Consider the following 26,609-nt stretch of genomic DNA (forward strand, 5'->3'; position numbering starts at 1 on the left):
GGAGTCATGACGGATCGACAGAAGTTCAGGGAGCTCGCGGAGTCCTTCGGCGGGGTGGCGGCCGAGTACGACCGGGCGCGGCCGTCGTACCCGGACGAGCTGTTCGACGAGCTGGAGCGGCTGTCCGGCCGGAGCCTCAAGGGCGCCCGGGTACTGGACGTCGGGGCCGGCACGGGCATCTCCACCCGGCTGCTGGCCGGGCGCGGCGCGGACGTCGTCGCCGTCGAGCCCAATGACGGCATGGCCGCCCGGTTCCTGGCCGGCAGCCCCGGTCTGCCGCTGGTCAGGGGCACCGGCGACGAACTGCCCTTCCACGACCGCTCGGCGGACTTCGTCACCTACGCGCAGGCCTTCCACTGGACCGACCCCGCACGGTCGGTCCCCGAGGCGATCCGGGTGCTGCGGCCCGGCGGGGCCCTCGCCACCTGGTGGAACGTGAAGGACAGCAGCGTCGGCTGGATCCGCGCGATGGGCGAGCGGCTGGCCGCCGCGCTGCGGAGCTACCACGGCTACGGCGCCGTCAACGAGATCGCCGGTCACCTCGCGCCCCACGACCTGCGGACCGGCTCCGCCCGGCTGCGCTGGGAGCGCCGGGTCACCGTCGACCACGTGATCACCGACCTCACCTCGCGCTCCTACCTCGCCGCCCTCACCCCGGAGCGGCGTGCACCGCTGCTGGCCGTCGAGCGCGAGGCCCTGCTCGGCGAGTTCCCGGACGGCTGGGTCGTCGAGCCGTACGTGCTGGACCTGACGGTGGCGGTCACCCCGGGCTGACCCGGCTGCCCGTGCCCGGCCCACCACCCCCGCTCCGCCCCGCCGCGACCCCACCGCGACCCGGTTCCGCCCACGCCGTCCCCGCTCCGTCCACGCGCCGCCCTGACCGCATCGCGGACGCGCCGTCCGCCGCCCGGACGGCGGGCGTAGGCTCGACGGACACAGTGGCCCCGCACCCTCCATACCGAGCGGGGCCGCGAGTCAGCCTCCGAAGGAGTGGAGCACAGTGCCCGAGCTGAGGTCCCGTACGGTCACCCACGGTCGCAACATGGCAGGCGCCCGGGCGCTTCTCCGGGCGGCCGGCGTAGCCCGCGAGGACTTCGGCAAGCCGATCATCGCGGTCGCCAACTCCTTCACCGAGTTCGTCCCCGGGCACACCCACCTGCAGCCGGTCGGCCGGATCGTCTCCGAGGCGATCAAGCAGGCGGGCGGCATCCCGCGCGAGTTCAACACCATCGCGGTGGACGACGGCATCGCGATGGGCCACGGCGGCATGCTCTACTCGCTGCCCTCCCGCGACCTGATCGCCGACTCGGTCGAGTACATGGTCAACGCGCACTGCGCCGACGCGCTGATCTGCATCTCCAACTGCGACAAGATCACCCCCGGCATGCTGATGGCCGCGCTGCGCCTGAACATCCCGACCGTCTTCGTCTCCGGCGGCCCGATGGAGGCCGGCAAGGCCACCCTGGTCGACGGCACCGTGCGCAAGCTCGACCTGGTCGACGCCATCTCCCAGGCGGTCAACGAGAACGTGTCCGACGAGGACATCGCGATCATCGAGGAGAACGCCTGCCCGACCTGCGGCTCCTGTTCGGGCATGTTCACCGCCAACTCGATGAACTGCCTCACCGAGGCGATCGGCCTCTCGCTGCCCGGCAACGGATCCGTCCTCGCCACCCACACCGCCCGCCGCGCCCTCTACGAGAACGCCGGGCGGACCGTCGTCGAGATCACCAACCGGCACTACGGCCAGGACGACCCCTCCGTCCTGCCGCGCGCCGTCGCGACCCGCGCCGCCTTCGAGAACGCGATGGCCCTCGACATCGCCATGGGCGGTTCGACCAACACCATCCTCCACCTGCTCGCCGCCGCCCAGGAGGCCGAGCTGGACTTCGACCTGCTGGCCATCGACGCCGTCTCCCGCAGGGTGCCCTGCCTCTCCAAGGTCGCGCCCAACGGCTCGTACTACATGGAGGACGTCCACCGGGCCGGCGGCATCCCGGCCATCCTCGGCGAGCTGTACCGGGCGGGGCTGCTCAACGAGGACGTGCACACCGTCCACTCCGACTCGCTCGCCGAGTGGCTCAAGACCTGGGACGTGCGCGGCGGCTCGCCGTCCGCCGAGGCCGTCGAGCTGTGGCACGCCGCGCCCGGCTGCGTCCGCTCCGCCGAGGCCTTCTCGCAGTCCGAGCGCTGGGACAGCCTGGACACCGACGCCGCCGGGGGCTGCATCCGCAGCGTCGAGCACGCCTACTCCGTCGAGGGCGGCCTCGCCGTGCTGTACGGCAACCTCGCCGAGGACGGCTGCATCGTGAAGACCGCGGGCGTCGACGAGTCGATCTGGACCTTCAGCGGCCCGGCCGTGGTCGTCGAGTCCCAGGACGACGCGGTCGAGGCGATCCTCGCCAAGCGGATCAAGGAGGGCGACGTCGTCGTCATCCGCTACGAGGGTCCCAAGGGCGGCCCGGGCATGCAGGAGATGCTCTACCCGACCTCGTTCCTCAAGGGCCGGGGCCTCGGCAAGGCGTGCGCGCTCGTCACCGACGGACGCTTCTCCGGCGGCACCTCCGGCCTGTCGATCGGCCACGCCTCCCCGGAGGCCGCGTCCGGCGGCACGATCGCCCTGGTCGAGAACGGCGACATCATCGCCATCGACATCCCCGGCCGGACGATCTCCCTGGAGGTCTCCCCGGAGGTCCTGGAGGAGCGCCGGGCGGTGCTGGAGGCCGGGGGCGGCTACAAGCCGAAGAACCGGGAGCGCCAGGTCAGCCAGGCCCTGCGCGCGTACGCCGCGATGGCCACCTCCGCCGACAAGGGCGCCGTCCGGGACGTCAGCAAGCTCGGCTGACACCCCCGCGCACCACGAGGAGCCGTCCCACCACGGGGACGGCTCCTCCGCCGTTCCGGGGCGCCGGGTGATAATCGGCCGTGTGACCGAGGAATCCGCCCCCGCCCCCCAGCCCGCCGGCGACCGCACGCCCGCAGGCGCCCCCGAACCGGAGCCGATCCGCTGGTTCGGCACCAGCTGGGTCGACCACGACGGCGGCTACCGGATCCGCCGGATCCTGGTGCCGGTCGGCGCGCTGCTCGCCGCCGCGGCCGCCGCCTTCGTCCTGCGCCTCGCGGTCGACGGCATCCGGATGTCCGACAACGGCGGCTTCCTCAACGGCCTGCTGGTCGCCGCCGTGGCGATCTGCTCGCTGCTCTCCGCGCTGCGCACCTGGAAGGTGCTCACCGAGGGCAAGGACCGGCTGACCGGCTGGATGGCCGAGGAGAAGTCGCTCGGCGTGGTATGGATCATCGGCGGGGTCGGGGCCCTGCTCGCCTACGCCGCCCGCGGTCTGGTCGAGGCGCCCGGCGAGGCCGTCCACCGGGCCGACTACGAGCGGGCGCTGACCCGCCACGAGCGGCGCCGGTCCGGGCGCGGCGGCCGGCCCGGCCCGAAGGGGCCGGTCCGGGCCAGGCGCAGGCGCTGACCGCCGGCGGGGCCGTTCAGCTGCGGGTGATCGTCCCGCATTCGCCGTCGTCCTCCGTCAGGTCCTTGCTGCGGTCGTACGGGTCGCTCGACGTCCCGCTCGGTGCGGGCTCGGGTCCGGTGGCGGCGGCGAACTGGTCGAACTGCGGGTGCAGGTAGCCGTCGTAGACGTCGCACGCGCTGTTGCCGATCTCGGTCCTGCTGCTGAGAGTCAGCTTCTTCGGGTCCACCCGGTACCGCGCCGGGTCGTGGAAGCGGAAGGTGTCCACCTTGCGGACCACGGTGCGGGTCGTCCGGGTGTCCCCGGCGACGTCCGCGGCCGGTACCGTCCAGCCCACCGGCCTGGGCATGCCGCCGCCCGTCGCGGGCGGGGCCGTCGGGCGCGGGGTGGCCGGCTTCGGCGGGGGCGAGGCGGCCCGCCGGGCGGCCTCCGGACCGGGGCGCAGCGCGTAGACGTAGGTGAAGTCGGCGCGCACCAGCACCCCCTTGGCGCCGTCGCCCTCGACCGTGATCAGGCCCTGGAGCTTCACGGTGTCGCCGACCGGTACGGCCTCGGCCGGGTCGAAGCGGCTGAACCAGTGCGTCGGGTCCGTGTCCACGGAGGGCCTGGTCAGCGCGGCGTCGGCCGCGTCGCGCTCCTCCCGGTCCAGGAGGGCCAGTGCCGCCTCCGGGCGGGCGCCGGCGATCACCTTCGGGTCCAGGTTGGCCGCCGCCAGGTAGTCCTTGACCAGCTTGACCTGGGCGGCGACCTGCGCGGCGTCGAACACCCCGATGGCCGGCGGGGTCTCCTTGGGCTCGAACACCGTGATGTCGGTCGGCCAGCCCTCGGCGGGGGAGCCGGCCCACGGGTGGTCGACGGTCGGGCGCTGCTCGGCGACGGGGGAGGGCGCGCCGGTCGGCCGGGCCGTCTCCGGTGCGACGGTCGGGACGGCGGTGGGCACGGACGAGGCGGCGGTCCCGTCGGAGCCGAAGCGGGTCGAGTACCAGGACCGCAGGCCGTCGACGTTCAGCGCGGCGAGCGCCAGGGCGACGGCGAGCACCACGAACATCGGCGCCCGCCACTCCGGCCGACGGCGCGGTCGGGGACGGCCCCAGGCGTCGGCCGGCCGCGGACCGCGGCCGAACCGCTTCCGGGCCCGGGGGCCGTCGTTCACGGAGCGGCGGCCGCCGGGGTCGACCGGCGGGGTGTGTTTCCACTGGGCGGCGAGCATCCGGGTGCGGCCCGTCTGCTCCTTCACGGAGGCACCCTTGACAAACTCCTCGTCGAGGACGAGGTCGGCGAACGGGTCCTTCCCGTCCGCCCCGGACGGGGTGGTCCCGTCCTGGTCCCGGCCCTCGTGCGGGCGCGGTTCTGGATCTTCGGCGATCGGCATCGCGCCAGTATGTCGACGGGGTGTGACGTTCGTCCGATCGGGGGCACCCCGGCCGGTGAACCGGAGTGCGCCGTCCGGGGACCGGACCGGCCCCGTCGCCCGTCCGGACCGGCCCCGTCGTCCGTTCGGGCCGCCCCCGCGCCGCCGCCCCGCGTCCTCCGGCCCCGCGTCCGCCGCCCCCGCTCAGCCCTTGCCGCGGGCCCGCTTCACCGAGCCGACCACGCCCGCGACGGCCAGCAGCAGGCCGGCCGGCAGCAGCGAGAGGAAGAAGGCCTCGAACACGCCCGCGTCGCCGAGGAACAGCTGCGCCAGCGTGTTCAGCAGGAGCAGCCCGCCGGCCGCCGGCAGCGCCGACTGCCACGGGTGCTCGGCCGCCCACCGGGCCAGCCGCCGGTCGGTGGTGTCGCGGCGCAGCTGGCCGCCGACCGCACCGACCAGGAAGAAGAAGAACAGGCCCCAGCCGGCCGGGTCGGCCAGCATGCTCAGCGACCAGTCCCCGGAGATCGCGTCGATCCCCAGGGCCGTCGCCCCCACCACCGCACCGACTCCCGCGGCGGTCCGCCACGGGCCCACTGTCGCCGCGGCGACGGCGACCTGCCGGTTCTCACGTCGGGACATCTCTCCGTGTGCCATACCTCCACGGTGCGCCCGGGCCCAGCGCCGGGCCATAGGGGAGAACCCGGAGTTTCGCCCTAGGGGGTGCCCCCGGGCCCGGCGCCCGCGGACCCCGGACCCGTGCCTTCCGCAGGGTGGACGGTCCCGCCGCCGGCGCGTACGCGGTGCGAGGATGGCCGCGGTACCGGAAGCAAGGAGTGGCCATGGCCGGCAACACGGAGCACGGACAGAAGATCGCCTTCCTCGGCACGGGCAAGATCGGTGAGGCGCTGCTCTCCGGCCTGCTGCGGGCCGGGAAGGACCCGGCGGACGTCCTGGTGACCGCCCGCCGTCCGGAGCGGGCCGAGGAGCTGGCCGCCCGGTACGGGGTCGGCGTGGTGGGCAACACCGAGGCCGCCAAGCTCGCCGACACCCTGATCCTGGCGGTGAAGCCGCAGGACATGGGCACCCTGCTGGACGAGCTGGCGCCGCACGTCGGACCGGACCGGCTGGTGATCTCGGCGGCGGCCGGCATCCCCACCGAGTGGTTCGAGGCACGACTGGCGGCCGGTACCCCGGTGGTCCGCGTGATGCCCAACACCCCGGTCCTGGTGGACGAGGGGATGAGCGTCATCTCCGGCGGCTCGCACGCCACCGAGGCGCACCTGGTGCGGGCCGAGGAGATCTTCCGGTCGGTCGGCAAGGCGCTGCGGCTGCCCGAGGCCCAGCAGGACGCGGCGACCGCGCTCTCCGGTTCGGGTCCGGCGTACTTCTACTTCCTGGTCGAGGCGATGACCGACGCGGGCATCCTGCTCGGGCTGCCGCGCCAGGTGGCGCACGACCTGATCGTGCAGTCGGCGATCGGCGCCTCGATCATGCTGCGGGACTCCGGCGAACACCCGGTGAAGCTGCGCGAGGCGGTCACCTCGCCGGCCGGCACGACCATCGCGGCCATCCGCGAGCTGGAGAACCACGGGGTGCGGGCGGCCCTGCTGGGCGCCCTGGAGGCGGCCCGGGACCGCTCCCGGGAGCTGGCCTCCGGCGGCAAGTAGCCGCCGGGCGGGCCCGGTACGCTCGAACGCGTGGCCTACGAACTGGTGATCTTCGACAACGACGGCGTCCTGGTGGACAGTGAGCCGGTGTCCAACCGGCTGCTGGCCGAGTACCTGACCGAGCTCGGTTACCCGACCACGATCGAGGACTCCTACCGGGACTTCATGGGCACCGCCGCCCACCGGGTGCACGACGTGATCGCCGAGCGCCACGACGGTGCGCGGCTCCCGGACGGCTTCGACGAGCTGTTCCACGGCCGGGTGTTCGACGCCTTCGGCACCGAACTCGTGGCCGTGCGGGGCGCGGAGACGCTGCTGAAGGAGCTTCGGCAGCGCTCCGTGCCGTACTGCCTGGCCTCCTCCGCGCACCACTCCTGGATCCGCACCGCGCTGGACGTCACCGGCCTGCGCGGGGAGTTCCCCGAGGAGCGGATCTTCAGTGCCCAGGACGTCGGGGTCGGCAAGCCCGCGCCCGACCTGTTCCTGCACGCCGCCCGCACCCTCGGCGTCGACCCGGCCGCCTGCCTGGTCCTGGAGGACAGCCCCAACGGAGTGCTGGCCGCCCGCGCCGCCGGCATGGACGTGTACGGCTACACCGCGCTCACCGACCCGGCGAAGCTGCTCGCCGCCGGTGCCACCGGTCTGATCGCCGACCTGACGGAGGTCCCCGGCCTGCTCTGATGCGGCCCGTGTCCCGGAACCGCTGCGCGACCCCTCCCGCGATCGCCCGTCACGGCCTACGCTCTCGCCACCACTGTCGTACCGGCCGGTAGCGAGGTTGATGTGCGTTCCGAGAGTGCCGCGGTCACGCCGCGGCTCCGGGCCGGCCGCGCCGCGCTGGCGGCGGGCTTCCTGCTCCAGGGCGTCACCTTCGCCCTGCTGGTCACCTGCATCCCGGAACTCCAGGACCGGTACGGGCTGAGCGACGCGCTGCTGCCGGTCTTCCTGGCCGCGGTGCCGGTGTTGGCCGGGGTGGGCTCGATCGCCTCCGAGCGGCTGGTCCGGCGGACCGGGGCGCGGGCCGTGCTGCGGGTCGTCCAGCCGGCCGTCTGCGTCACCCTGGCCGCCGCCGGGTTCGGCGACACGCTCTGGCAACTCGCCCTCGCGCTGGGCGCGTTCGGCCTGCTGGTCGGGGCGCTGGACGCGAGTATGAACATGCTCGGGGTCGGCCTCCAGCACCGCTACGGCCGGTCGGTCATGCTCGGCTTCCACGCGGCGTTCAGCCTCGGCGGGATCCTCGGCGCCGCCGTCGCCGGCCTCGGTGCGCACGCCGGCCTCGGCCTGCCGGTGCTGTTCGGCACGGCGGCCGGGGTGATCGCCCCGCTCGCGGTGCTGGCCGGCACCCGCCTCGCCGGGCCGGCCGAACTCGGCGACGCCGTCCGCGAGGCCGCCGAGGCCGCCGCCCGGGCCGTTCCGTGGCGCCCGCTGCTGCCGCTCTGCCTGGCGATGGCCTTCGCGTACATCGCCGACGCCTCGGTCTCCAACTACAGCGTCAAGTACCTGACCGACGGCCTGGGCAGCCCGGAGGACGTGGCCAAGCTCTCCTACCTCGGCTACATGGTCGCGATGCTGTTCGGCCGGGCGCTGGGCGACCGCGCGGTGCAGCGCTGGGGCGCCGTCCCGGTGGTCCGGTCCGGCGCGGTGCTGGCCGCGCTCGGGTTCGCGCTGGCCGCCGTCGCACCCGGCGCCCGGGTCGGGATCGCCGGGTTCACCGTGCTCGGTCTGGGGATCTGCGCGATCATCCCGCAGGTCTTCGCGGCCGGCGGGCGGCTCTTCCCGGCCGACTCGGACGCCGCGGTGGCCCGTCTCAACCTCTTCAACTACGTGGGCTTCCTGGTCGGTTCGCCGCTGGTCGGGGCGCTGGCGGACGCGAGCTCGTACCGCTGGGCGCTGCTCGCGCCGATGCTGCTGGTGCTCGCCGTGCTGCCGCTCGCCGACCGCTTCGCCCCGGCCCCGGTGGCCCCCGACGCGGTCGCGGTCCGCGTCTAGGCCGTTCCGCGCGGCCGCGCCCGTCACCGGCCGCGTGGCGGGCCTAGCGCCGGTCCCCGCCCTCGCGGACCTCGTCGAGCGACTCGCGCAGCAGCCCCTTCGCGCGGGTGAACCAGTCGGCGAGCACCGCGACCTCGTCCGCGGTGTAGTCGGCGAAGAGGCGGTTGATCCGCTCGTAGAACGGTCCGTAGACCTCCAGGATGCGGGCCTGCGCGCTGCTGTCCAGCACCACCCGGACCCGGCGTCGGTCGCCCGGGTCCGCCTCGCGCCGGGCGTACCCGGCCCTCTCCAGCCGGTTGAGCACCCCGGTCACCGCGCCGGTGGTCAGCTGCGCGCGTTCGGCGAGGTCGCCGGCCGCCAGCGACTCGCCGGCCAGGGCGGCCTCCATGACGAAGCCCAGACAGGTGAGGTCGGTGACGTTGAGCCCGAGCCGCGAGGCGATGTCCTGCTGGCCGAACTGCGCGAGCGCGATCATCCGGTCCATCGCATAGAGCGCCTGCTCGGCCGTCGCCTGCGGGCGCGGCTTGCCCTCCACGGGGTATCTCCTTAGTATCTAAGTTACTTAGCTCGTGAGATAAAACGTCCGAGTGGATGCGGACCGCACCCATCACACCAAACGAGGAGACATGGGCGCACACGGAGATCACGACATGGGCCACACCGTGGCCGGCTGGACCGGGACCGCGATCGTCGTGCTCGGATCCGCCGTCGCGGGCGTCGCCCTCATCGCCGGGTCGGCCCCCGGGCTCTGGGCCGGCGCCGGCCTCACCGTGCTCGGGGCCCTCGCCGCCTGGCTGCTCCACCTCGCCGGCCGGGGCAAGGCCACCGGGCCGCGCCCGCCCGGCCGCCGGCACTGGCGCACCCCCGACCCCGACGCCCGCCGGGGCCACCCCGACTGCCTCGGGTGCCGGCTGGCCGGCCGCCGCCCGGACCGGGCCGCCGCACCCGCGACCGCTCCCGCCGCCGCGCCCGTTCCGGCGGCACCGCCCGTCGGGGCGCGCGCCGGCCTCCCCCGCGGCTGACGTCCGTACCACCGGCGTTCAAGGGCCCGTTGCCCGGCCGCACCGGCCTCACCCACTACGGTGGAGGCCATGCCCGAAGCCGAGCGCGTCACCCCCTGCGGCCTGCACCTCTTCTGGGACGAGGCGGTCACCGCGTACGACTTCGGCCCCGGCCACCCCATGGACCCCGCCCGGCTCTCGCTCACCATGCGGCTGGTGGAGTCCCTCGGCCTCGACGGCGGTCCGGGCGTCACCGTCCGGTCCGCGCCGCCCGCCGGTGAGTCGACCCTCCGGCTGGTGCACACCGCCGCCTACGTCGAGGCGGTCAAGCACGCCGCCGCCCACCCCGACGAGCAGGACCCCCGGCACGGGCTCGGCACCGACGACAACTGGTCCTTCCCGGCCGTCCACTCCGCCTCCGCGCTGATCGCCGGGCAGTCGGTCGCCGCCGCCGAGGCCGTCTGGCGCGGCGAGACCCCGCACGCCGTCAACTTCGCCGGCGGCCTGCACCACGCCATGCCCGGCAAGGCGTCCGGCTTCTGCATCTACAACGACCCGGCCCTCGCCATCGCCCGGCTGCTCGAACTCGGCGCCGAGCGGGTCGCCTACGTCGACGTCGACGTCCACCACGGCGACGGCGTCCAGGAGGCGTTCTGGGACGATCCCCGGGTGCTCACGGTCTCGCTGCACGAGCACCCCGCCACGCTCTTCCCGCAGACCGGCTGGGCCACCGAGACCGGCGGGCCCGGCGCCCCCGGCTCCGCGGCCAACCTCCCGCTGCCGGCCGGCACCGGTGACTCCGGTTGGCTGCGCGCCTTCCACGCCGTGGTGCCCGAACTGATCGCCGCCTTCCGGCCGCAGGTCCTCGTCACCCAGCACGGCGCCGACACCCACCTGGAGGACCCGCTCGCCCACCTCGCCGTCACCGTGGACGCGCAGCGGCTGATCGCCGAGGAACTGCACGCGCTGGCCCACGAGCACGCCGACGGCCGCTGGATCGCCCTCGGCGGGGGCGGCTACGCGGTCGTCGACGTCGTACCGCGGACGTGGACCCATCTGGTCGCGACCGCCGCGGGCCGGCCCGTCGACCCGGTCACCGAGACTCCGGAAACATGGCGGGCGGAGGTTTACCGGCGGACCCGGCGTCCGGCCCCGCTGCGGATGACCGACGGCGCGCGCCCGGCCTGGCGCGACTTCGAGGCGGGATACGATCCGGCCGACCGCCTCGACCAGGCGATCCTGGCCACCCGCAGGGCCGTCCTGCCGCACCACGGACTGCTGCCCTGACCTGCGGCGTCGGCCGCGGCGGCGGCCCGCGCCGCTGAACGGCCGCCCCCGGTTGTGAAGGGCCGGTGCCGGACCGGGGCCGTGCGCACGACCACTGGTGCAGACCGCCGATCGGCTACGTACTGCAACGGGCTTATCCCTCACCGTACGACGACTGCGCTTCTCCCTCTTCCCACTGGTACCACCCATAACTACTCTGGGGATACACGTGTGCCGGTGGAGTCACCGGAGGGGAAGCCGGTGCCTTGCACACGGGTAAGGGTCGGGTGATGGTCATGAGTTCCGGCGAACGCCCCTTGCAGGACGTCGTCTTCCTGACCGTGGCCGAAGTGGCCGCGGTCATGCGGGTCTCCAAGATGACGGTCTACCGGTTGGTGCACAGCGGCGAACTGCCGGCCATCCGGGTCGGCCGGTCGTTCCGGGTGCCTCAGCAGGCAGTGCACGAGTACCTCAAGGACTCCTACGTGCGGCTCGAAAGCGCGTAGGACAGTCCGGCGGAGCGGGGCCCACAGCCGGTGGGCCCCGCGCCCGTTCGCCTCGGATTCGCCCCGAGTTTGCCCGTCCCGGGGAGCACGATTACGGCCCTGGGCGAGTGGACGGTAGGCTAGGCCGTCCGTCAGTCGTATGGACTCCGTCTCTCACGGGCGCGAGTCTCAGTGAGCGAGGGTTGTTCCGTGGGCTCTGTCATCAAGAAGCGTCGCAAGCGTATGGCCAAGAAGAAGCACCGCAAGCTTCTGAAGCGGACGCGTGTTCAGCGTCGCAACAAGAAGTAACGCCTGAGCTTGTGAGCTTCCCCGCCTCGGCGGGGGTGACCCCACGACGAGGGTCCAGCGACGCAACGAAGTATCCCCCCGCTCCGGCGGGGTTCAGGCGTTCCCCCGCCCGTCCAGGCCCTCGTGGCCTGGGCGGGCGGTGTCGTTTCACGGCCCGCCACGGCGGCGCGGTACGGTGCACGCAGGCCGCCCGGGCCGAGGAACGGGCGGGCGTGGAAATGGGGTGCAGCGCTGTGGGAACGGTCGTGCTCGTCACCGGCGTGGCCCGGCACCTGGGCGCCCGTTTCGCCGCCGAGCTGCGCCGCAGGCCCGGGGTGGACCTGGTGGTCGGCGTGGACGTGCAGCCGCCCCGGCCCCCGCTGCGCGCGCTCGCGGAGCCGGACGGGCCCGCCGCGCCGTACCGCTTCCACCAGCTCGACCTGCGCCGCCCCGCCGTGGCCCGGGTGATCGCCGAGCACGGGGTCGACACCGTGGTCCATCTCGCGGTCAGCGCCACCGGGCTGGGCTCCACCAACCGCTCGTCGGTGAAGGAGTCCAACGTGATCGGCACCATGCAGCTGCTCGGTGCCTGCCAGAAGGCGCCGGGTGTCCGCCGGCTGGTGGTGAAGTCGACCACCGGCGTGTACGGCTCGGCGCCGCGCGACCCGGCGGTGTTCACCGAGCGCACCCAGCCCAGGAACCTGCCGGGCGGCGGCTTCGCCAAGGACGCGGTCGAGGTCGAGGGCTACGTCCGCGGTTTCGCCCGGCGCCGCCCGGACGTCGGGGTGACGGTGCTGCGGTTCGCCAACATCGTCGGCCCGGCCGCCGACACCCCGCTGACCGACTACTTCGGGCTCCCGGTGCTGCCGACCGTTCTCGGCTACGACCCGAGGCTCCAGTTCGTCCACGAGGACGACGTGATCGAGGTGCTCTGCCGGGCCGCGTTCGCCGCCGAGCCGGGCACCGTCAACACCGGTACCTTCAACGTGGCGGGGGAGGGCGTCCTGCTGCTCTCCCAGTGCGCCCGCCGGCTGGGCCGGCCGACCCTGCCGCTGCTGCTGCCCGCGATCAGCTGGTTCGCCGGACTGGCCCGGCAGACCAGGCTCGTGGACGTCTCGCCCGAGCAGCTCCGGCTGCTCACGCACGGCCGGGTGGTGGACACCACGCGGCTGCGGGAGACCTTCGGCTACCGTCCGGCGTTCACCACCCCGGAGGCGTTCACCGACTTCGCCGCGGCGCAGTCGCCCGGCCTGCTGCCGCCCGAGCGGCTGGCCGCCGTCACCGACGGCGTGGCCGCGCTGCTCGGCCCCGAGCGCCCGGGGCACGGCCGGGCCGCACCGGAGAGTCCCGCCCGCCCGCACCGACCCAGGAGCTGAACCCGCATGAGTGCCGCCGCCGAGAACGCGCCGGGCGAGGCGAAGGTCATCCCGATCGAGTCCGCCCCCAGCTGGACCGAGCCGCCGGTCGGCCCCGGCCTGGCCGACCGGGTTGCCGAGACGGTCGGCGGGGCACTGGCCGGGCAGCTCGGCCCGGCCGCCACCCGGCTGTTCGGCAAGGGCTGGGAGTCCCGGGCCGCCGACGGCCTGGCCTTCCTGCGCCGCCGGATCACCGGCGACTACGAGGTGGACGAGTTCGGCTTCGACCGGGAGCTGACCGAGGAGGTCCTGCTCGGGCTGCTGCGGCCGCTGGCCGAGAAGTACTTCCGGGTCGAGGTCCGCGGCGTCGAGAACATCCCGGCCGAGGGCGGCGCGCTGATCGTCGCCAACCACTCCGGCACGATCCCGCTGGACGCCCTGATGACCCAGGTGGCCATACACGACCACCACCCGCACCACCGGCACCTGCGGATGCTCGCCGCCGACCTGGTGTTCGTCCTGCCCGGCATCAACGAGCTGGCCCGGAAGGCCGGGCACACGCTGGCCTGCAACGAGGACGCCCAGGCACTGCTGGAACGGGGCGAGCTGGTCGGGGTCTGGCCGGAGGGCTTCAAGGGGGTCGGCAAGCCGTTCTCCGAGCGGTACAAGCTGCAGCGCTTCGGCCGCGGCGGCTTCGTGTCGTCCGCGCTGCGGGCGCGGGTGCCGATCGTCCCGTGCTCGATCGTCGGGGCCGAGGAGACCTACCCGATGATCGGCAACTTCCGGACCCTGGCCCGGCTGCTGGGCCTGCCGTACGTACCGATCACGCCGACCTTCCCGTGGCTGGGGCCGCTGGGGGCGGTCCCGCTGCCGACCAAGTGGATCATCCAGTTCGGCGAGCCGATCGCGACCGACCGGCACCCCGTCGAGGCGGCGGACGACCCGATGCTGGTCTTCGACCTGGCCGACGAGGTCCGGGAGACCATCCAGCACACCCTCTACCAGCTGCTGGTGCAGCGGCGTTCGGTGTTCTTCTGAGCGCCGCTGAGCTCCGCTGAGCGCGGCCCCGCCGGGCGGAGGCGCCGTCCCTCCCGGCGGGGCGCCCCCGGGCCTCGGCCGGTGCGTCCGGCCGAGGCCCGGCGCCGCACGCGGGTGGGCCCCGGTGGACGACGCGTCCACCGGGGCCCACCCGCGTCACCACCACGCGGTCGATCGTCCTTCCGGCCGCTCAGCCGCCGAGGATCCGTAGCCCGGGCAGCAGGCCCGGGATCAGCGGGGGCACCTCGACGCCCTGTTGCGGGGCGCCGTCGGCGGTCGGGCTGGGCGTGGCGGACGGTTGGGCCGGCGCCTGGTCCGGCGCCGGGTCCGGACTGGGCGAGGGCTTGGCGCCCGTGAGCCCGTTGGTGAGGTTGTCGACCAGCCCGCCGACCGGGGCCGGGACGACGTTGCCGGGCACGCTGCTCGGCAGGATGTCGACCGGGGCACCGGGAGCGGCCGGAGGCGCAGGAACGGTCGCCCCCGCGGACGGGGCACGCTCGGCGGTGCCGGGCCTGCCGCTGCCGGCCGTGCTGCCGGCCGGACCCGCGCCGGAGCCGCCCTGCGCGGGCGCGCCGGGAGCCGGGTTGCCGCCCGTGGCCGTGGTGCCGGCGGGACCGCCGTCCCCACCGGTGGCCGGGGTCTGCGCGCCGCCGCCCGCCCCGCCGCCGACCGGTGCACCGCTCTTGGCGGGCGGTTCGGCCAGGCGCAGGGGCGCGACGTCCTCGCTTATGTCGTCGAAGAGCTGTTCCACCAGGTGGGCCTGCGGGATCAGCTGGACGGGCAGCTTGGACTGGACCTCGGCCCAGGCGCCGTCCTCGCCCTCGGCGAAGCCGGCGAGGGTGCGCATCGGGTCGAGCGAGCCGTTGCTGCGGTACACGGCGCGCAACAGGTCGCGGCCCCGGAGGGCGTCGGCGTGCATGTCGTCGAGCGCCTTGCGGACCTGGTCGACCGTGCCCGGGCTGAGCGAGCCGCCGGTTCCGGTCCGCCCGACCAGCGACCGGGCCTCGCCGAGCCGGGTGGCCGCGTTGTCCAGCAGCAGCTCGCCGCGCTCGGTGTCGGATTCCGCGAGGTTGAGCCGGAGTCCTTCCAGGCCGCGCTTCATCCCGTACAGCGGATCGCCCGGCAGTGCCCCGGTGCTGGCGGCCGCGGCGCCGGCGAGGCTCCCGACGGCCAGCCCGGCCACCAGCCCGCCGATCGCGAACCGGCGGCTCCAGCGGCCGCGCGGTGCGCTCCGGATCGCCCGATGGCGGCGCTGCCGGGGCACCGTGGCGCCCGGTCCACCGGCGAAAGCCTGCTCGAACGCGGCCATCAGCTGGGCGCGTTGGACGGTCCGGACTTCGCGGCCCAGCTCCGGGCCGGGCAGCGCGCCGAGCGCGCCGACCATGTCGATGAGCCCGGCCATGGTGGCCGGACCTGCGCTGCCGGCCGTGCTCCTGGCCGTTTCCGCGCCGTCGGTAGCGAGTTGCTCCGCCTGGTGGGCCTCCAGCGCCTCGGCGAAGGCCTTCGCCCGCCGGTGCTCCAGCACGTTTGCCGTCACGGGCCACACCTCCCTTCGTCGTTGTCGACACCCCGGCCTGCCGGACGGTTGCCCCGGCAAGCCAATGCCACTCCATCGGGTGAGAGGTCGCAATTCGACTTGACCGTACGCCTGGTGGAGGCTTGCACGCTGGCCAACGAGTGGTGCGGGCGGTCGGTTACGCACGGCTGATCATCGGACCGACCGTTCACCCGGACGTGTCGGACCGCCATCAGGGATGACGGCCCGCCGGTTATCTCCCCCGCCGCGCCGGGGCCGCCCCCGGCCTGCGTCCCGTTCACCGTGCGTCGGGCGGGAGCAGACGGGCCAGGGTGCGGACGGCGCGGTACTGGAGGGTCTTGATGGCGCCCTCGTTCTTGCCCATGATCCGCGCCGTCTCGGCGACCGAGAGCCCCTGCAGGAAGCGCAGTGTGACGCACTCCTGCTGCTGCGGGTTGAGCCGCCGGACCGCCTCCAGCAGGGCCGCGTTGGACAGCGACTCCAGGACCGAGTCCTCCGGGCTGCGCTCGCACTCGTTGGAGTCGAGCATCTCGCCGGTGGTGACCTCCAGCCGGAACCGGCTGGACTTGAAGTGGTCGGCGACCAGGTTGCGGGCGATGGTCACCAGCCAGGCGCCGAAGTCCCGGCCCTGCCAGGTGAACGTGCCGATCCGGCGCAGCGCGCGCAGGAACGTCTCGCTGGTGAGGTCCTCGGCGGTGGCCCGGCTGCCGACCCGGTAGTAGATGTAGCGGTAGACCGTGTCCGAGTAGTGGTCGTAGAGGCGGCCGAAGGCCTCGCTCTCGCCGGCCTGGGCCCGCTCGACCAGCTCCATGATCGGATTGTGCTCGGTCTCGTAGCCGGGGCCGGTGGTGGTTCGGGTCCGGCTCCGGCCGCCCGTGCCGGCGGCTCCGGTCCGTCCGCGCGCACCGGTGCCGGCGGAGCCGGCCGAGCCGGCTGCGGTGGTGCGCAGCAAGGGGGCCCCGGTGTGCGGCTGGCCGGGGCCGAACGCGGCTCCGGCGGGAACCAGTTGGGGCGAGGTCGCGAGCTGGCTGCGGAGCAGGGTGCGCAGCAGTTCGAGGCCGGTGGAGATCTGCCGGGGCGGGACCGGGCGGCCGCGGAGGCTGGTGCGGGAGCGCAGGGGCGCGGACGACGGGCGGGAGGGTGCAGGCGCGTCGTTCCGGACGGGTGGGTACACGGGACTCCCAGAGGCAGAACTGTGGACGGATCACCTCCGCCTGCGCGGAGAGCACGGCCGCACCACCCGGTCATGCCGGGGCGGGTGGGTGACGCGCATCCAGGAGAGAATAACGCTTTGTGCAATGACAGCTACACCGTGTGGTCGAAGTGGTCGTTTGGGATCCGCATTGACCACTTATAAGGCTGACACTGACCGAACGTGTCATCGATCATCCGGCCCAACGTGACCGAACGGGTGCGCCGGGTGACCAATTCGGCGGCGCGGGGGGCGGTTTCCCTGTCCTGGGCGCGGATAACCCCTGACTTTCCCGGACTGACGAGCGATCAGAATCGGTCACCGGGTGTCGGGTTCGGTCGATGCCCCTGAATCGACGTCCGGCGCGCCGGAGTTAGCCCGTAAGAGCGGCCTGGTCAGCGCGTGAATTGACCGGGCTCACTCCGTCGGGCGGCCTGGCGGAAGGATCGGGTCCGGGTGCGTGCCCGGGCGGGTCCGGGCCGGGGTCAGGCCCGGTGGCGGCGGTGCAGGGCCACCGCCGCCGCCACCGCGCCCGCCGTCACCCCGAGCGCCGCCGCCGCCGGCAGGCCCACCCGGGCCGCCTTCCGGCCGGTCCGGAAGTCCCGGACGCGCCAGCCCTGCGAGCGGGCGTGCCGCCGCAGCGCGCCGTCCGGGTTCACCACGTACGGGTGCCCGACCAGCGAGAGCATGGGGATGTCGTTGGCCGAGTCGCTGTACGCGGCGCAGCGGTCCAGGTCGAGCCGCTCCCGGCGGGCCAGCGAGCGGACGGCCGCCGCCTTGGCCGGGCCGTGCAGCATCTCGCCGACCAGCCGGCCCGTGTACGCGCCGTCGCGGGCCTCGGCGACGGTGCCGAGCGCGCCGGTCATGCCGAGCCGGGCGGCGATGATCCTGGCCACCTCCACCGGCGCGGCGGTGGCCAGCCAGACCCGCTGGCCGGCGTCCAGGTGCATCTGGACCAGGGCGCGGGTGCCGGGCCAGACCTTGTCGGCGATGACCTCGTCGAAGACCTCCTCGCAGAGGGCCTCCAGATCGGCGGTCCGCTTGCCGGCGACCAGGCCGAGCGCCGTGTGCTGGGCGTCGGCCATGTGGTCCGGGTCCTCGGCGCCGTGCAGCCGGAACCACGCCTGCTGCCAGGCGAAGCGGGCGATGTCGCGGCGGGTGAGGAAGCCGCGGCGGTAGAGGCCGACGCCGAGGTAGAAGATGGCGGCGCCGCGCAGGATGGTGTTGTCGCAGTCGAAGAAGGCGGCGGCGCGCGGGTCGTCCGGCTCGGGGGTGTGGTTCTCGGTGGGTGCCTTGGGTGCCTTGCCGCGCCGCGCGTGCTGCCCGGTGCCCTCCCCGGCGCTCTCCTCGGCGCTCTCCTCGGTGCCTTCCCCGGCGGGCCCGCTCTCCCCGCTCGGCCCGGCGACGGTCCCGGGAGCCGGCTCCACGTCGGCGGGCGGCTGCGGCGCGGTGCGCAGGGCGGCCTCCGCGGCCTCGGCCGCGGCCTCGCCCGCCAGGGCGATCCGCGCGGTGGTGGGTCGCCTTGTCTGGAGGAGCCTTCGGAGCACGGCCATGTCACCGAGCATAGCCAGCGGGTCGCGGGGCGGCCGTGACGGCGGCGTGCCGGGCCGGTGAACAGCCGCGCCGTCCGCCCGACCGGCCGTTCCGTGCGTCGGCCGCGGCCCCGTCGCCCCCGGACCGCTCGCGGAACCGCGCCCGACCGTCCCCGGTCGCCCCGGCCGCCGTCCGGCGGCCTGTAGGGGCGGCGCACAATGGCGGGGTGAGCCCACTGCTGCGACGTGACAAGAACCCGAAGCCGGCCGAGCGGACCGTGACCCTGGTGGCCAAGCCCGGTTGCCACCTGTGCGACGACGCCCGGGAGGTGATCGTCCGGGTGGCGGGCGAGCTGGGCGCGACCTTCGAGGAGAAGGACATCACGCAGGACGAGGAGCTCTACCGCCGCTACTGGGAGCAGATCCCGGTGACCCTGATCGACGGCCGCCAGCACGACTTCTGGCGGGTGGAGGAGAAGCGTCTGCGCGCCGCGCTCGGCGGCTGACGCCCCCCGGGGGGCCCGGCGGGCGGCTCCTGCGCCCCCGCCGGTCGGCGGGGGCGGTTCGCCGAATCGTTGTGAAGAATCCCCGCACGCGGCTTGGGGCGCCCCCCGGTGCTCGGCTTACGATCGAACTCGTCTGCGCCCATGGGGGGCTGAGCACGCGAGGAGTGCCGCCATGCTTCCCGGTCCGCCCCCCGCGGCGCCCCCAGGGCCGCCCGCCGCCCCGTCGGCCGGGCCCGGGGGTTTCGCCGTGGTGGACGTGGAGGCGACCGGCCGCAGCCCCTGGCGGCACCGGGTGGTCGAGGTCGCCGTGGTGCTGCTGGACGAGCGGCTCCGTCTGGAGGGCGAGTTCTGCACGCTGCTGGACCCGCTCGGGCCGGTGGGCCCGACCCATGTGCACCGGATAGCGCAGGAGGACGTCGAGGGCGCCCCGCGGTTCCGCGAGATCGCGCCCAGGCTGCTGGAGCTGTTGGCCGGTCGGGTGCTGGTCGGCCATCACGTCACCTGCGACCACGCCTTCCTCGATCGTGAGTTCGCCCGGATCGGCGTCCCGCTGCCCTCCGTGCCGCTGCTCTGCACGATGCGGCTGGCCCGGACCCACCTGCCGGAGGCCCGCGGGTTCGGCCTGGCGGCCTGCGTGGAGGCGGCCGGTCTGGGCGGGTTCGCGGCCCACACCGCGCTGGGCGACGCCCGGGCCACCGCCGGGCTGCTCCGGCACTGCCTGGGTGCGCCGTCCTGTCCGCCCGGCGACTGGGTGGAGCCGCTGCGGGCGGCGGCCCGGGTTCCGTGGCCGAGGTTGGGCGGGGCCCGGTCCCGGCCGGAGGGGGAGCCGGTCCCGCTGGTCCGCCGTGAGCTCCCGCGCGAGCCGTTGTACGGCCCTCGGCCACCCGCTGCACCGCCCCCGGCGGTGGCCCGGAAAGCGCCCGGTGCTATAGGTGCCACGGCGTGATGCGCATCACTGTGTGGGGACAAATCGGACACCATCTTTGTGCACACGTTCACAAACGCATAGCCTGGCTGCCAAAGCCCAGCTTCACCCACAGGAGCACCGTGGCAATCGGCCGATCACCACAGAGCAGTTCGCAGACGCCCGAGCAGGGCGCCGCGCGCCGACCCTCGCGTGCCCGGGGAATCCCGGAGGCGACAGTCGCGCGCCTGCCCCTCTATCTGCGCGCGCTCACCGCGCTCTCCGAGCGCTCGGTGCCGACGGTCTCCTCCGAGGAGCTGGCCGCGGCCGCCGGGGTGAACTCCGCCAAGCTGCGCAAGGACTTCTCCTACCTGGGCTCGTACGGCACCCGCGGCGTCGGCTACGACGTCGAGTACCTCGTCTACCAGATCTCCCGCGAGCTGGGCCTGACCCAGGACTGGCCGGTCGTCATCGTCGGCATCGGGAACCTCGGCCACGCGCTCGCCAACTACGGCGGCTTCGCCTCCCGCGGCTTCCGGGTCGCGGCCCTGCTGGACGCCGACCCGGCCGTGGTCGGCAGCAGTGCGGCCGGCCTCCCGGTGCGCCACATGGACGAGCTGGAGTCCATCGTGGAGAGCCAGCACGTCTCGATCGGCGTCATCACCACCCCGCCCGGTGCCGCCCAGCAGGTCTGCGACCGGCTGGTCGAGGCCGGTGTCACCAGCATCCTGAACTTCGCCCCGACCGTGCTGACCGTCCCGGACGGCGTCGACGTGCGCAAGGTGGACCTCTCCATCGAGCTGCAGATCCTCGCCTTCCACGAGCAGCGCAAGGCCGGCGACGAGCCGGACCGTGCCGAGTCCGTGCTCGACCGCGCCCCCGGCCCGGTCCGGGCGGCCGCCGCCAAGCTGCGCCGTGCCGCCGGCGGCAGCACCAAGGCCCGCCCGGCCACCGAGCCCGCCAAGGACGGCGACCCGGCGGCGAAGTCCCAGCCCGGCAAGCCCGGTGAGGGCGACCTCTCCGCGGTGATGCCGGCATGAGCGGGCAGCACTGGCAGCAGGGGCACTACGGGCGGATCGTCGGCGGCCGGGTGCCGTCCGCCGCGCCCGCCGAGCCCGCCGAGCGCGGCGGACGCCGCTCGGGCATCGGGATCCGCGGTACCGGGGGTCGGGCGTGAGTCTTCTCGTCGTAGGGCTGAGCCACCGCACCGCCCCGGTCGGCGTGCTGGAGCGCGCCGCCCTGACCGGTGAGGTCCCGACCCGGCTGCTGCACGACGCGGCCGCGTCCGCGACGGTCGCCGAGGCCGCGCTGCTGAACACCTGCAACCGGATCGAGCTGTACGCGGACGTGGACAAGTTCCACGCCGGCGTCGCCGAGCTGTCGCTGCTGCTCGCCCACCACAGCGGGGTCGACCTGGAGGAGCTCACCTCCCACCTCTACGTCCACTACGAGGACCGCGCCGTCCACCACCTCTTCTCGGTGGCCTGCGGCCTGGACTCGATGGTGGTCGGCGAGGGCCAGATCCTCGGCCAGCTGCGCGACTCGCTGGCCAGGGCGCAGGACGAGCACACCGCGGGGCGCGGCCTGAACGAGCTGTTCCAGCAGGCGCTGCGGGTCGGCAAGCGGGCGCACAGCGAGACCGGCATCGACAAGGCCGGCCAGTCACTGGTGACCTTCGGCCTGGAGCAGGTCGCGGCCGGCGCCGGCGAGATCGCCGGCAAGCGGGCGCTGGTGGTCGGCGCGGGCTCGATGAGCTCGCTGGCCGCCGCCACGCTGGTCCGCTCCGGCGTCACCGACCTGCTGATCGCCAACCGGACGCCCGAGCGGGCCGAGCGGCTGGTCGGGATCCTCGGCGCGGACGTCGCCCGCACCCTCGAACTGGCCAAGGTGCCCGAGGCGCTGGCCGACGTCGACCTGGTGATCTCCTGTACCGGCGCGGCCGGCGTGGTCATCAGGTCCGAGGACGTCGCCGCCGCAGTGGCGTCCCGCCACGCCGACACCCCGCTCGCCTTCCTCGACCTGGCCATGCCGCGCGACGTCGACCACGCCGTGCACGAGCTGCCCGGCGCGCTCCTCGTCGACCTGGAGAGCCTCTCGCACGCCCACGCGGCGACCCCCGGCGCCGGCGACGTCGACGCGGTCTCCGGCATCGTCGCCGAGGAGGTCACCGCCTTCGGCGCCGCCCAGCGGGCCGCCCGGATCGCCCCGACCGTGGTGGCGCTGCGCGCGATGGCCTCCGAGGTCGTCGCCGCCGAGCTGGGCCGCCTGGACTCCCGGCTGCCCGCGCTGGACGACCGCTCCCGCGCCGAGATCACCCAGACCGTCCGGCGGGTTGTCGACAAGCTGCTGCACGCCCCGACCGTACGGGTGAAGCAGCTCGCCGCCGAGCCGGGCGGTGCCTCCTACGCGGACGCGCTGCGCGAGCTGTTCGACCTCGACCCGGCCGCCGTGCACGCGGTCTCCGGCACACCGATCGGCACCCAGCAGCCTGCGGGCGGGGGCGCCAGATGAACCGTCAGCCATCCCACGAGTACCACCGGGACGATCACCTCATGAATGGTCAACCGCTCACCGGCCAGTCCCCGGACGCCACCGCACCCCTGCGGCTCGGCACCCGGCGCAGCGCGCTCGCCATGGCCCAGTCGGGCATGGTCGCCCGCGAGGTGACCCGGCTCACCGGGCGCCCCGTCGAGCTGGTGGAGATCACCACCTACGGCGACACCTCGCGCGAGGCGCTGGCCCAGATCGGCGGCACCGGCGTCTTCGTCTCCGCGCTGCGCGACGCGCTGCTGGAGGGCCGGATCGACTTCGCCGTGCACTCGCTCAAGGACCTGCCCACCGCCGCCCCCGAGGGTCTGGTGCTGGCCGCCGTCCCCGAGCGCGAGGACTTCCGCGACGCCCTGGTGGCGCGCGAGGGTCTGACCCTGGGCGAGCTGGTGGAGAAGCTGGCCGGCTCCGGCCGCACGGCCCGGATCGGCACCGGTTCGCCGCGCCGGATGGCGCAGCTGAACGCCTGGGCCCGGGCCCGGGGCGCACAACTGGAGACGGTGGCGATCCGCGGCAACGTGGACACCCGGATCGGCTTCGTCGCCTCCGGCGAGCTGGACGCCGTGGTGCTGGCCACCGCCGGCCTGAACCGGCTCGGCCGCGCCGCCGAGATCACCGAGCACCTGGACCGCGAGCTGATGATCCCGGCCCCCGGCCAGGGTGCGCTCGCCGTCGAGTGCACCCCCACCGCCGTACTTCCGGACGGGGGGTCGCTGGCTGCCGCGCTGTCGGCTCTGGACCACACCCCCACCCGGGTCGCGGTGGCCGCCGAGCGCGCCCTGCTGTCCGCCCTGGAGGCCGGCTGCTCCGCACCGGTCGCCGGCCTGGCGGTCCGGGGCCACGAGAACGAACTGCGGCTGGAGGGCGTGGTCGGAACCACCGACGGCGCCACCCTGCTGAAGATGTCCGCCGACGGTCCGATCGTCCTCGACGAGACCGCCGAGCAGCGGGCGGCGGCCCTCGGCCGCGCGCTGGCCGCCCGGCTGCTCGACGCGGGCGCGGCCGCCCTGATGGGGGAGCGAGCCCGATGAGCCCCACCGCCGCCACCGACAGCCCGTTCCCGGCCGACAGCCCGTTCGGGGGCGTGGTCCCCGCCACCGGTCGATGCACCTTCCTGGGTGCGGGCCCCGGCGACCCGGGCCTGCTGACCCTGCGCGCGGTCGAGGTGCTGGCTTCGGCCGACATCCTGGTCGCCGACCCGCTGACCGCCGCCGCGGTGCGCAGCCACTGCCCGTCCGGCGTGCAGGTGCACGCCCCGGGTGCGGAGGGGCCGGAGTTCGACCTGGCCGAGCTGGTCCGCGAGGCCGTGCGGTCCGGCAAGCACGTGGTGCGGACCGTCGACGGTGACCCGGGCCTGGACGGCTGTGCCGCCGAGGAGATGCTCGGCTGCGCCGGCGCCGGGATCGCCTTCGAGGTGATCCCCGGGGTCGCCCAGTCGGTCGGCGTGCCGGCCTACGCCGGTGTGCCGCTGCGCGGCGCGGCCGGCACCGACGTCCGGTTCGTGGAGGGCGCGGCCCTGTTGGCCGGCTCGCCGGTGGACCTGGGCGCGCAGGAGACCACCCTGGTGGTGCGGACCACCCTGGGCCAGCTGCCCGCCACCGCCAACGCGCTGGTCTCCAACGGCCGCAAGCCGGAGTCGGCCCTGAGCGCGACGCTCTCCGGCACCACCACCCGCCAGCGCACCTTCACCGCCACCCTGGCCACCATCGCGGCCGACCTGAAGGCGGCCCGGGTGCTGCCCTCACCGGTGTCGGCGCCGGTGGACCCGGCCACCCCGGTCATAGCCGTGGTCGGGGAGCAGGTCGCGCACCGCTCCTCGCACTCCTGGTTCGAGACCAAGCCGCTGTTCGGCTGGAACGTCCTGGTGCCGCGGACCAAGGAGCAGGCGCACGGCCTCTCCGAGCAGCTCCGCTCGTACGGCGCGGTGCCGCAGGAGGTGCCGACCATCGCGGTCGAGCCGCCGCGCACCCCGCAGCAGATGGAGCGGGCCATCAAGGGCCTGGTCACCGGCCGGTACGAGTGGATCGCCTTCACCTCGGTGAACGCGGTGCGCGCCGTGCGGGAGAAGTTCGAGGAGTACGGCCTGGACGCCCGGGCGTTCGCCGGGATCAAGGTCGCGGCGGTCGGCGAGACCACCGCGCAGGCGCTGGTCGACTTCGGCGTGAAGCCGGACCTCGTGCCGTCCGGCGAGCAGTCCGCCGCCGGCCTGCTGGAGGACTGGCCGCCGTACGACCCGGTGTTCGACCCGATCGACCGGGTGCTGCTGCCGCGCGCCGACATCGCCACCGAGACCCTGGTGGCCGGCCTGGTCGAGCTGGGCTGGGAGGTCGACGACGTGACGGCGTACCGGACGGTGCGCGCCTCGCCGCCGCCGGCCGAGACCCGTGAGGCGATCAAGGGCGGCGGCTTCGACGCGGTGCTGTTCACCTCGTCCTCGACCGTGCGGAACCTGGTCGGGATCGCGGGCAAGCCGCACAACGTGACGGTCATCGCCTGCATCGGCCCGGCCACCGCGAAGACCGCCGAGGAGCACGGCCTGCGGGTCGACGTGATGGCCCCGGCGCCGTCGGCGGCCGCGCTGGCCCAGGCACTGGCGGACTTCGGGGCCAAGCGCCGCGACACCGCGACGGCCGCCGGCGAGCCGGTCTACCGGCCCAGCGAGCGTCGTCCCGGCTCGCGCCGCAAGGCCGCACGCTGACAACGGCCGGGGGTGGCCCACCCGCCGCCCCCGGCACTCGCACCACCGTTCGGAGAGAGAAGCAGTGTCCGCTGAATTCCCGTACGTCCGCCCGCGCCGCCTGAGGTCGACCCCGGCGATGCGCCGCCTGGTCGCCGAGACCCGGCTGCACCCGGCGGAGCTGATCCTGCCGGTGTTCGTCCGCGAGGGCGTGCGCGAGCCGGTGCCGGTCTCGTCGATGCCCGGGGTGGTCCAGCACACCCGCGACACCCTGCGCAGGGCCGCGGTCGAGGCGGCCGAGGCGGGCCTGGGGGGCCTCATGCTGTTCGGCGTCCCGGAGGTGCAGGACGCCGTCGGCAGCGAGGGCACCAACCCCGACGGCATCCTCCAGCAGGCGATCCGGGACGTGGTCGCCGAGGTCGGCGACGCCCTGGTGGTCATGTCCGACCTCTGCCTGGACGAGTACACCGACCACGGCCACTGCGGCGTGCTGGCCGCCGACGGCTCGGTGGACAACGACGCGACGCTGGAGCGCTACGCCGAGATGGCCCGGGTGCAGGCCGACGCCGGCGTCCACCTGGTCGGTCCGTCCGGGATGATGGACGGCCAGATCGCGGTGGTCCGGCGGGCCCTGGACGAGGCCGGCCACCAGGACGTGGGCATCCTCGCCTACACCGCCAAGTACGCCTCGGCGTTCTACGGTCCGTTCCGGGAGGCGGTCGGCTCCTCGCTGAAGGGTGACCGCAAGTCCTACCAGCAGGACCCGGCGAACGCGCGGGAGGCCCTGCGCGAGCTGGAGCTGGACGTCGCCGAGGGCGCCGACCTGGTGATGGTCAAGCCGGGCATGGCCTACCTGGACATCCTGCGCCAGGTCGCCGACGCCTCGCCGGTGCCCGTCTCGGCGTACCAGGTGTCGGGCGAGTACGCGATGGTCGAGGCGGCCGCGGCGAACGGCTGGATCGACCGGGAGCGGATGATCCTGGAGACGCTGACGTCGCTGCGCCGGGCCGGCGCCGAGCAGATCCTCACCTACTGGGCGGTCGAGGCCGCCGCGATGCTGAAGTAGCGGCGGACGCACGAAGGCCGGGCCCCTCTGTGGTGAGGGGCCCGGCCTTTCGTCTACTTCTCCCAGCCGCCGATGTGGGCGAAGCCCTCCGCGCCGCCGACGACGTCGGTGGAGGTGGCGGCTCCCCATCCGTGCCCGCCGGTGTGGATGTTCGAGGTGTGGGCGAGACCCCACCACTCGCCGGCCGCGAACACCGGGTCGGCCGACGCGACGAACTCGCCGCCGCCGACCAGGCCGACGTGCGCGGACGCCGGGGTGGCGACACCGGCCAGCGCCAGCGCGCCGAAGGCGGTCAGCGCGACCTTGCCCAGCTTGCTCTTCATGGATCTGCCCTCTCTTCCGGAGCGTCCGGTCGGAACGCTCTGCCTCTGACGTGTGCTCCGGTCCGTGTCCGGGCGGCAGCTCTGACACGTGAACACACGCTGCCGTCCGCACCGGCGCCCCACGCGCCGTTCCGACGGCCTGTCACCCGGCCGGCCCGCACGCGGAGTGCGGCCGGCCGGACGTCCGGTCCCGTACGCCGGGAGGGCCCGGGGACCAGACGTCCCCGGGCCCTCCGCCGCACCGTGCCGCAGAATCAGCCGATCAGGTGCGAGACACCCGCGTCGCCCGAGGACTGGGTGTTCTGGCCGACGTTGCAGATCTGCTTCGGGGTGCTGTTGAGGATCGGCACCTCGACCGGGACGGCCACGCCGAGGACGGCGACCGCGATGTTGTGGACCTCCGGCAGGCAGA

Annotated in this window: 27 protein-coding genes; 20 read left to right on the forward strand and 7 right to left on the reverse strand. The window is 74.5% G+C overall.

Going from position 1 to position 26,609, the window contains the following annotated elements:
* Positions 1–6 precede the first annotated feature (6 nt).
* From PUR56_RS31085 to PUR56_RS31095, 3 genes are all read left to right on the forward strand, one after another.
* Complete coding sequence (locus PUR56_RS31085) at positions 7–774, forward strand: class I SAM-dependent methyltransferase (RefSeq protein WP_329951418.1); 768 nt, start codon at positions 7–9, stop codon at positions 772–774.
* Positions 775–1,000: 226 nt separating this feature from the next.
* The gene (gene ilvD / locus PUR56_RS31090) at positions 1,001–2,845 is read left to right on the forward strand and encodes a dihydroxy-acid dehydratase (RefSeq protein WP_329885549.1); all 1,845 of its coding nucleotides are present in this window, start codon (positions 1,001–1,003) and stop codon (positions 2,843–2,845) included.
* Between the two features lie 82 nt (positions 2,846–2,927).
* Complete coding sequence (locus PUR56_RS31095) at positions 2,928–3,473, forward strand: hypothetical protein (protein ID WP_329951419.1); 546 nt, start codon at positions 2,928–2,930, stop codon at positions 3,471–3,473.
* 16 nt (positions 3,474–3,489) lie between these two features.
* Here the strand turns inward: PUR56_RS31095 and PUR56_RS31100 are convergent, their stop codons facing one another.
* Positions 3,490–4,845 carry an SCO2583/SCO2584 N-terminal domain-containing protein gene (locus tag PUR56_RS31100; protein ID WP_329951420.1) on the reverse strand — a complete coding sequence of 452 codons (1,356 nt, stop codon included), beginning with the start codon at positions 4,843–4,845 and terminating at the stop codon, positions 3,490–3,492.
* A gap of 183 nt (positions 4,846–5,028) precedes the next feature.
* Entirely contained in the window at positions 5,029–5,478 is a 450-nt protein-coding gene (locus PUR56_RS31105) for a hypothetical protein (RefSeq protein ID WP_329951421.1), read from the reverse strand.
* A 185-nt stretch (positions 5,479–5,663) separates the two neighbouring features.
* Between PUR56_RS31105 and proC the strand changes: the two genes are divergently transcribed.
* From proC to PUR56_RS31120, 3 genes are all read left to right on the forward strand, one after another.
* Complete coding sequence (proC, locus tag PUR56_RS31110; RefSeq protein WP_329885545.1) at positions 5,664–6,491, forward strand: pyrroline-5-carboxylate reductase; 828 nt, start codon at positions 5,664–5,666, stop codon at positions 6,489–6,491.
* Positions 6,492–6,521: 30 nt separating this feature from the next.
* A complete protein-coding gene (locus PUR56_RS31115) occupies positions 6,522–7,172 on the forward strand; it encodes an HAD family hydrolase (RefSeq protein WP_329951422.1) in 651 nt (216 codons plus the stop codon).
* A gap of 102 nt (positions 7,173–7,274) precedes the next feature.
* Positions 7,275–8,480 (forward strand): MFS transporter, encoded by a 1,206-nt coding sequence (locus PUR56_RS31120; protein WP_329951423.1) that lies wholly within the window; start codon positions 7,275–7,277, stop codon positions 8,478–8,480.
* 43 nt (positions 8,481–8,523) lie between these two features.
* Here PUR56_RS31120 and PUR56_RS31125 read toward each other — a convergent pair whose 3' ends face one another.
* Positions 8,524–9,015 carry a MarR family transcriptional regulator gene (locus tag PUR56_RS31125; RefSeq protein WP_329951424.1) on the reverse strand — a complete coding sequence of 164 codons (492 nt, stop codon included), beginning with the start codon at positions 9,013–9,015 and terminating at the stop codon, positions 8,524–8,526.
* Positions 9,016–9,106: 91 nt separating this feature from the next.
* Here PUR56_RS31125 and PUR56_RS31130 point away from each other — a divergent pair, with 91 nt between their 5' ends.
* The 6 genes from PUR56_RS31130 to PUR56_RS31155 all read left to right on the forward strand — a co-directional run bounded on the left by PUR56_RS31130 (position 9,107) and on the right by PUR56_RS31155 (position 13,913).
* A complete protein-coding gene (locus tag PUR56_RS31130; protein ID WP_329951425.1) occupies positions 9,107–9,502 on the forward strand; it encodes an HGxxPAAW family protein in 396 nt (131 codons plus the stop codon).
* 69 nt (positions 9,503–9,571) lie between these two features.
* Positions 9,572–10,768 (forward strand): acetoin utilization protein AcuC, encoded by a 1,197-nt coding sequence (locus PUR56_RS31135; protein WP_329951426.1) that lies wholly within the window; start codon positions 9,572–9,574, stop codon positions 10,766–10,768.
* Positions 10,769–11,043: 275 nt separating this feature from the next.
* Positions 11,044–11,253, forward strand: coding sequence for a helix-turn-helix domain-containing protein (locus PUR56_RS31140; RefSeq protein ID WP_329885539.1), 210 nt, complete (start codon positions 11,044–11,046; stop codon positions 11,251–11,253).
* Between the two features lie 189 nt (positions 11,254–11,442).
* Positions 11,443–11,541 (forward strand): 30S ribosomal protein bS22, encoded by a 99-nt coding sequence (locus PUR56_RS31145; protein WP_003948845.1) that lies wholly within the window; start codon positions 11,443–11,445, stop codon positions 11,539–11,541.
* A 233-nt stretch (positions 11,542–11,774) separates the two neighbouring features.
* Positions 11,775–12,896, forward strand: coding sequence for an NAD-dependent epimerase/dehydratase family protein (locus PUR56_RS31150; RefSeq protein ID WP_329885538.1), 1,122 nt, complete (start codon positions 11,775–11,777; stop codon positions 12,894–12,896).
* 6 nt (positions 12,897–12,902) lie between these two features.
* Positions 12,903–13,913 carry a lysophospholipid acyltransferase family protein gene (locus tag PUR56_RS31155; RefSeq protein WP_329951427.1) on the forward strand — a complete coding sequence of 337 codons (1,011 nt, stop codon included), beginning with the start codon at positions 12,903–12,905 and terminating at the stop codon, positions 13,911–13,913.
* 190 nt (positions 13,914–14,103) lie between these two features.
* Here PUR56_RS31155 and PUR56_RS31160 read toward each other — a convergent pair whose 3' ends face one another.
* The 3 genes from PUR56_RS31160 to PUR56_RS31170 form a co-directional block, all read right to left on the reverse strand.
* Entirely contained in the window at positions 14,104–15,450 is a 1,347-nt protein-coding gene (locus PUR56_RS31160) for a DUF5667 domain-containing protein (RefSeq protein WP_329951428.1), read from the reverse strand.
* 277 nt (positions 15,451–15,727) lie between these two features.
* The gene (locus tag PUR56_RS31165; RefSeq protein WP_443034594.1) at positions 15,728–16,519 is read right to left on the reverse strand and encodes an ECF subfamily RNA polymerase sigma factor, BldN family; all 792 of its coding nucleotides are present in this window, start codon (positions 16,517–16,519) and stop codon (positions 15,728–15,730) included.
* A 608-nt stretch (positions 16,520–17,127) separates the two neighbouring features.
* The gene (locus tag PUR56_RS31170; RefSeq protein WP_329951430.1) at positions 17,128–18,195 is read right to left on the reverse strand and encodes an HAD family hydrolase; all 1,068 of its coding nucleotides are present in this window, start codon (positions 18,193–18,195) and stop codon (positions 17,128–17,130) included.
* 206 nt (positions 18,196–18,401) lie between these two features.
* Between PUR56_RS31170 and PUR56_RS31175 the strand changes: the two genes are divergently transcribed.
* The 8 genes from PUR56_RS31175 (at position 18,402) to hemB (ending at position 25,874) form a co-directional block, all read left to right on the forward strand.
* On the forward strand, positions 18,402–18,680 hold the full coding sequence (locus PUR56_RS31175; RefSeq protein ID WP_329885534.1) for a glutaredoxin family protein: 279 nt from the start codon (positions 18,402–18,404) through the stop codon (positions 18,678–18,680).
* Positions 18,681–18,927: 247 nt separating this feature from the next.
* Positions 18,928–19,626 carry a 3'-5' exonuclease gene (locus PUR56_RS31180; RefSeq protein WP_329951431.1) on the forward strand — a complete coding sequence of 233 codons (699 nt, stop codon included), beginning with the start codon at positions 18,928–18,930 and terminating at the stop codon, positions 19,624–19,626.
* A 101-nt stretch (positions 19,627–19,727) separates the two neighbouring features.
* Positions 19,728–20,624, forward strand: a complete 897-nt coding sequence (locus PUR56_RS31185) for a redox-sensing transcriptional repressor Rex (protein WP_329885532.1) — start codon at positions 19,728–19,730, stop codon at positions 20,622–20,624.
* A complete protein-coding gene (locus PUR56_RS31190; protein ID WP_329951432.1) occupies positions 20,621–20,761 on the forward strand; it encodes a hypothetical protein in 141 nt (46 codons plus the stop codon). The genes PUR56_RS31185 and PUR56_RS31190 overlap by 4 nt, the downstream gene beginning before the upstream one ends.
* Positions 20,758–22,095 carry a glutamyl-tRNA reductase gene (locus tag PUR56_RS31195; protein WP_329885529.1) on the forward strand — a complete coding sequence of 446 codons (1,338 nt, stop codon included), beginning with the start codon at positions 20,758–20,760 and terminating at the stop codon, positions 22,093–22,095. Before PUR56_RS31190 ends, PUR56_RS31195 begins: the two co-directional genes overlap by 4 nt.
* A 41-nt stretch (positions 22,096–22,136) precedes the next feature.
* Positions 22,137–23,162: a hydroxymethylbilane synthase gene (gene hemC / locus PUR56_RS31200; RefSeq protein ID WP_329951433.1), complete on the forward strand. Its 1,026-nt coding sequence runs from the start codon at positions 22,137–22,139 to the stop codon at positions 23,160–23,162.
* Positions 23,159–24,829: a bifunctional uroporphyrinogen-III C-methyltransferase/uroporphyrinogen-III synthase gene (locus PUR56_RS31205; protein ID WP_329885527.1), complete on the forward strand. Its 1,671-nt coding sequence runs from the start codon at positions 23,159–23,161 to the stop codon at positions 24,827–24,829. The genes hemC and PUR56_RS31205 overlap by 4 nt, the downstream gene beginning before the upstream one ends.
* A 64-nt stretch (positions 24,830–24,893) precedes the next feature.
* The gene (hemB, locus tag PUR56_RS31210) at positions 24,894–25,874 is read left to right on the forward strand and encodes a porphobilinogen synthase (RefSeq protein ID WP_329885526.1); all 981 of its coding nucleotides are present in this window, start codon (positions 24,894–24,896) and stop codon (positions 25,872–25,874) included.
* A gap of 53 nt (positions 25,875–25,927) precedes the next feature.
* Here hemB and PUR56_RS31215 read toward each other — a convergent pair whose 3' ends face one another.
* Positions 25,928–26,197, reverse strand: a complete 270-nt coding sequence (locus tag PUR56_RS31215; protein WP_329951434.1) for a hypothetical protein — start codon at positions 26,195–26,197, stop codon at positions 25,928–25,930.
* Between the last annotated feature and the right edge of the window lie 412 nt (positions 26,198–26,609).

Origin of the sequence: Streptomyces sp. BE303, from assembly GCF_036290945.1 — a bacterium.
In the GTDB taxonomy this organism is placed as follows: domain Bacteria; phylum Actinomycetota; class Actinomycetes; order Streptomycetales; family Streptomycetaceae; genus Kitasatospora.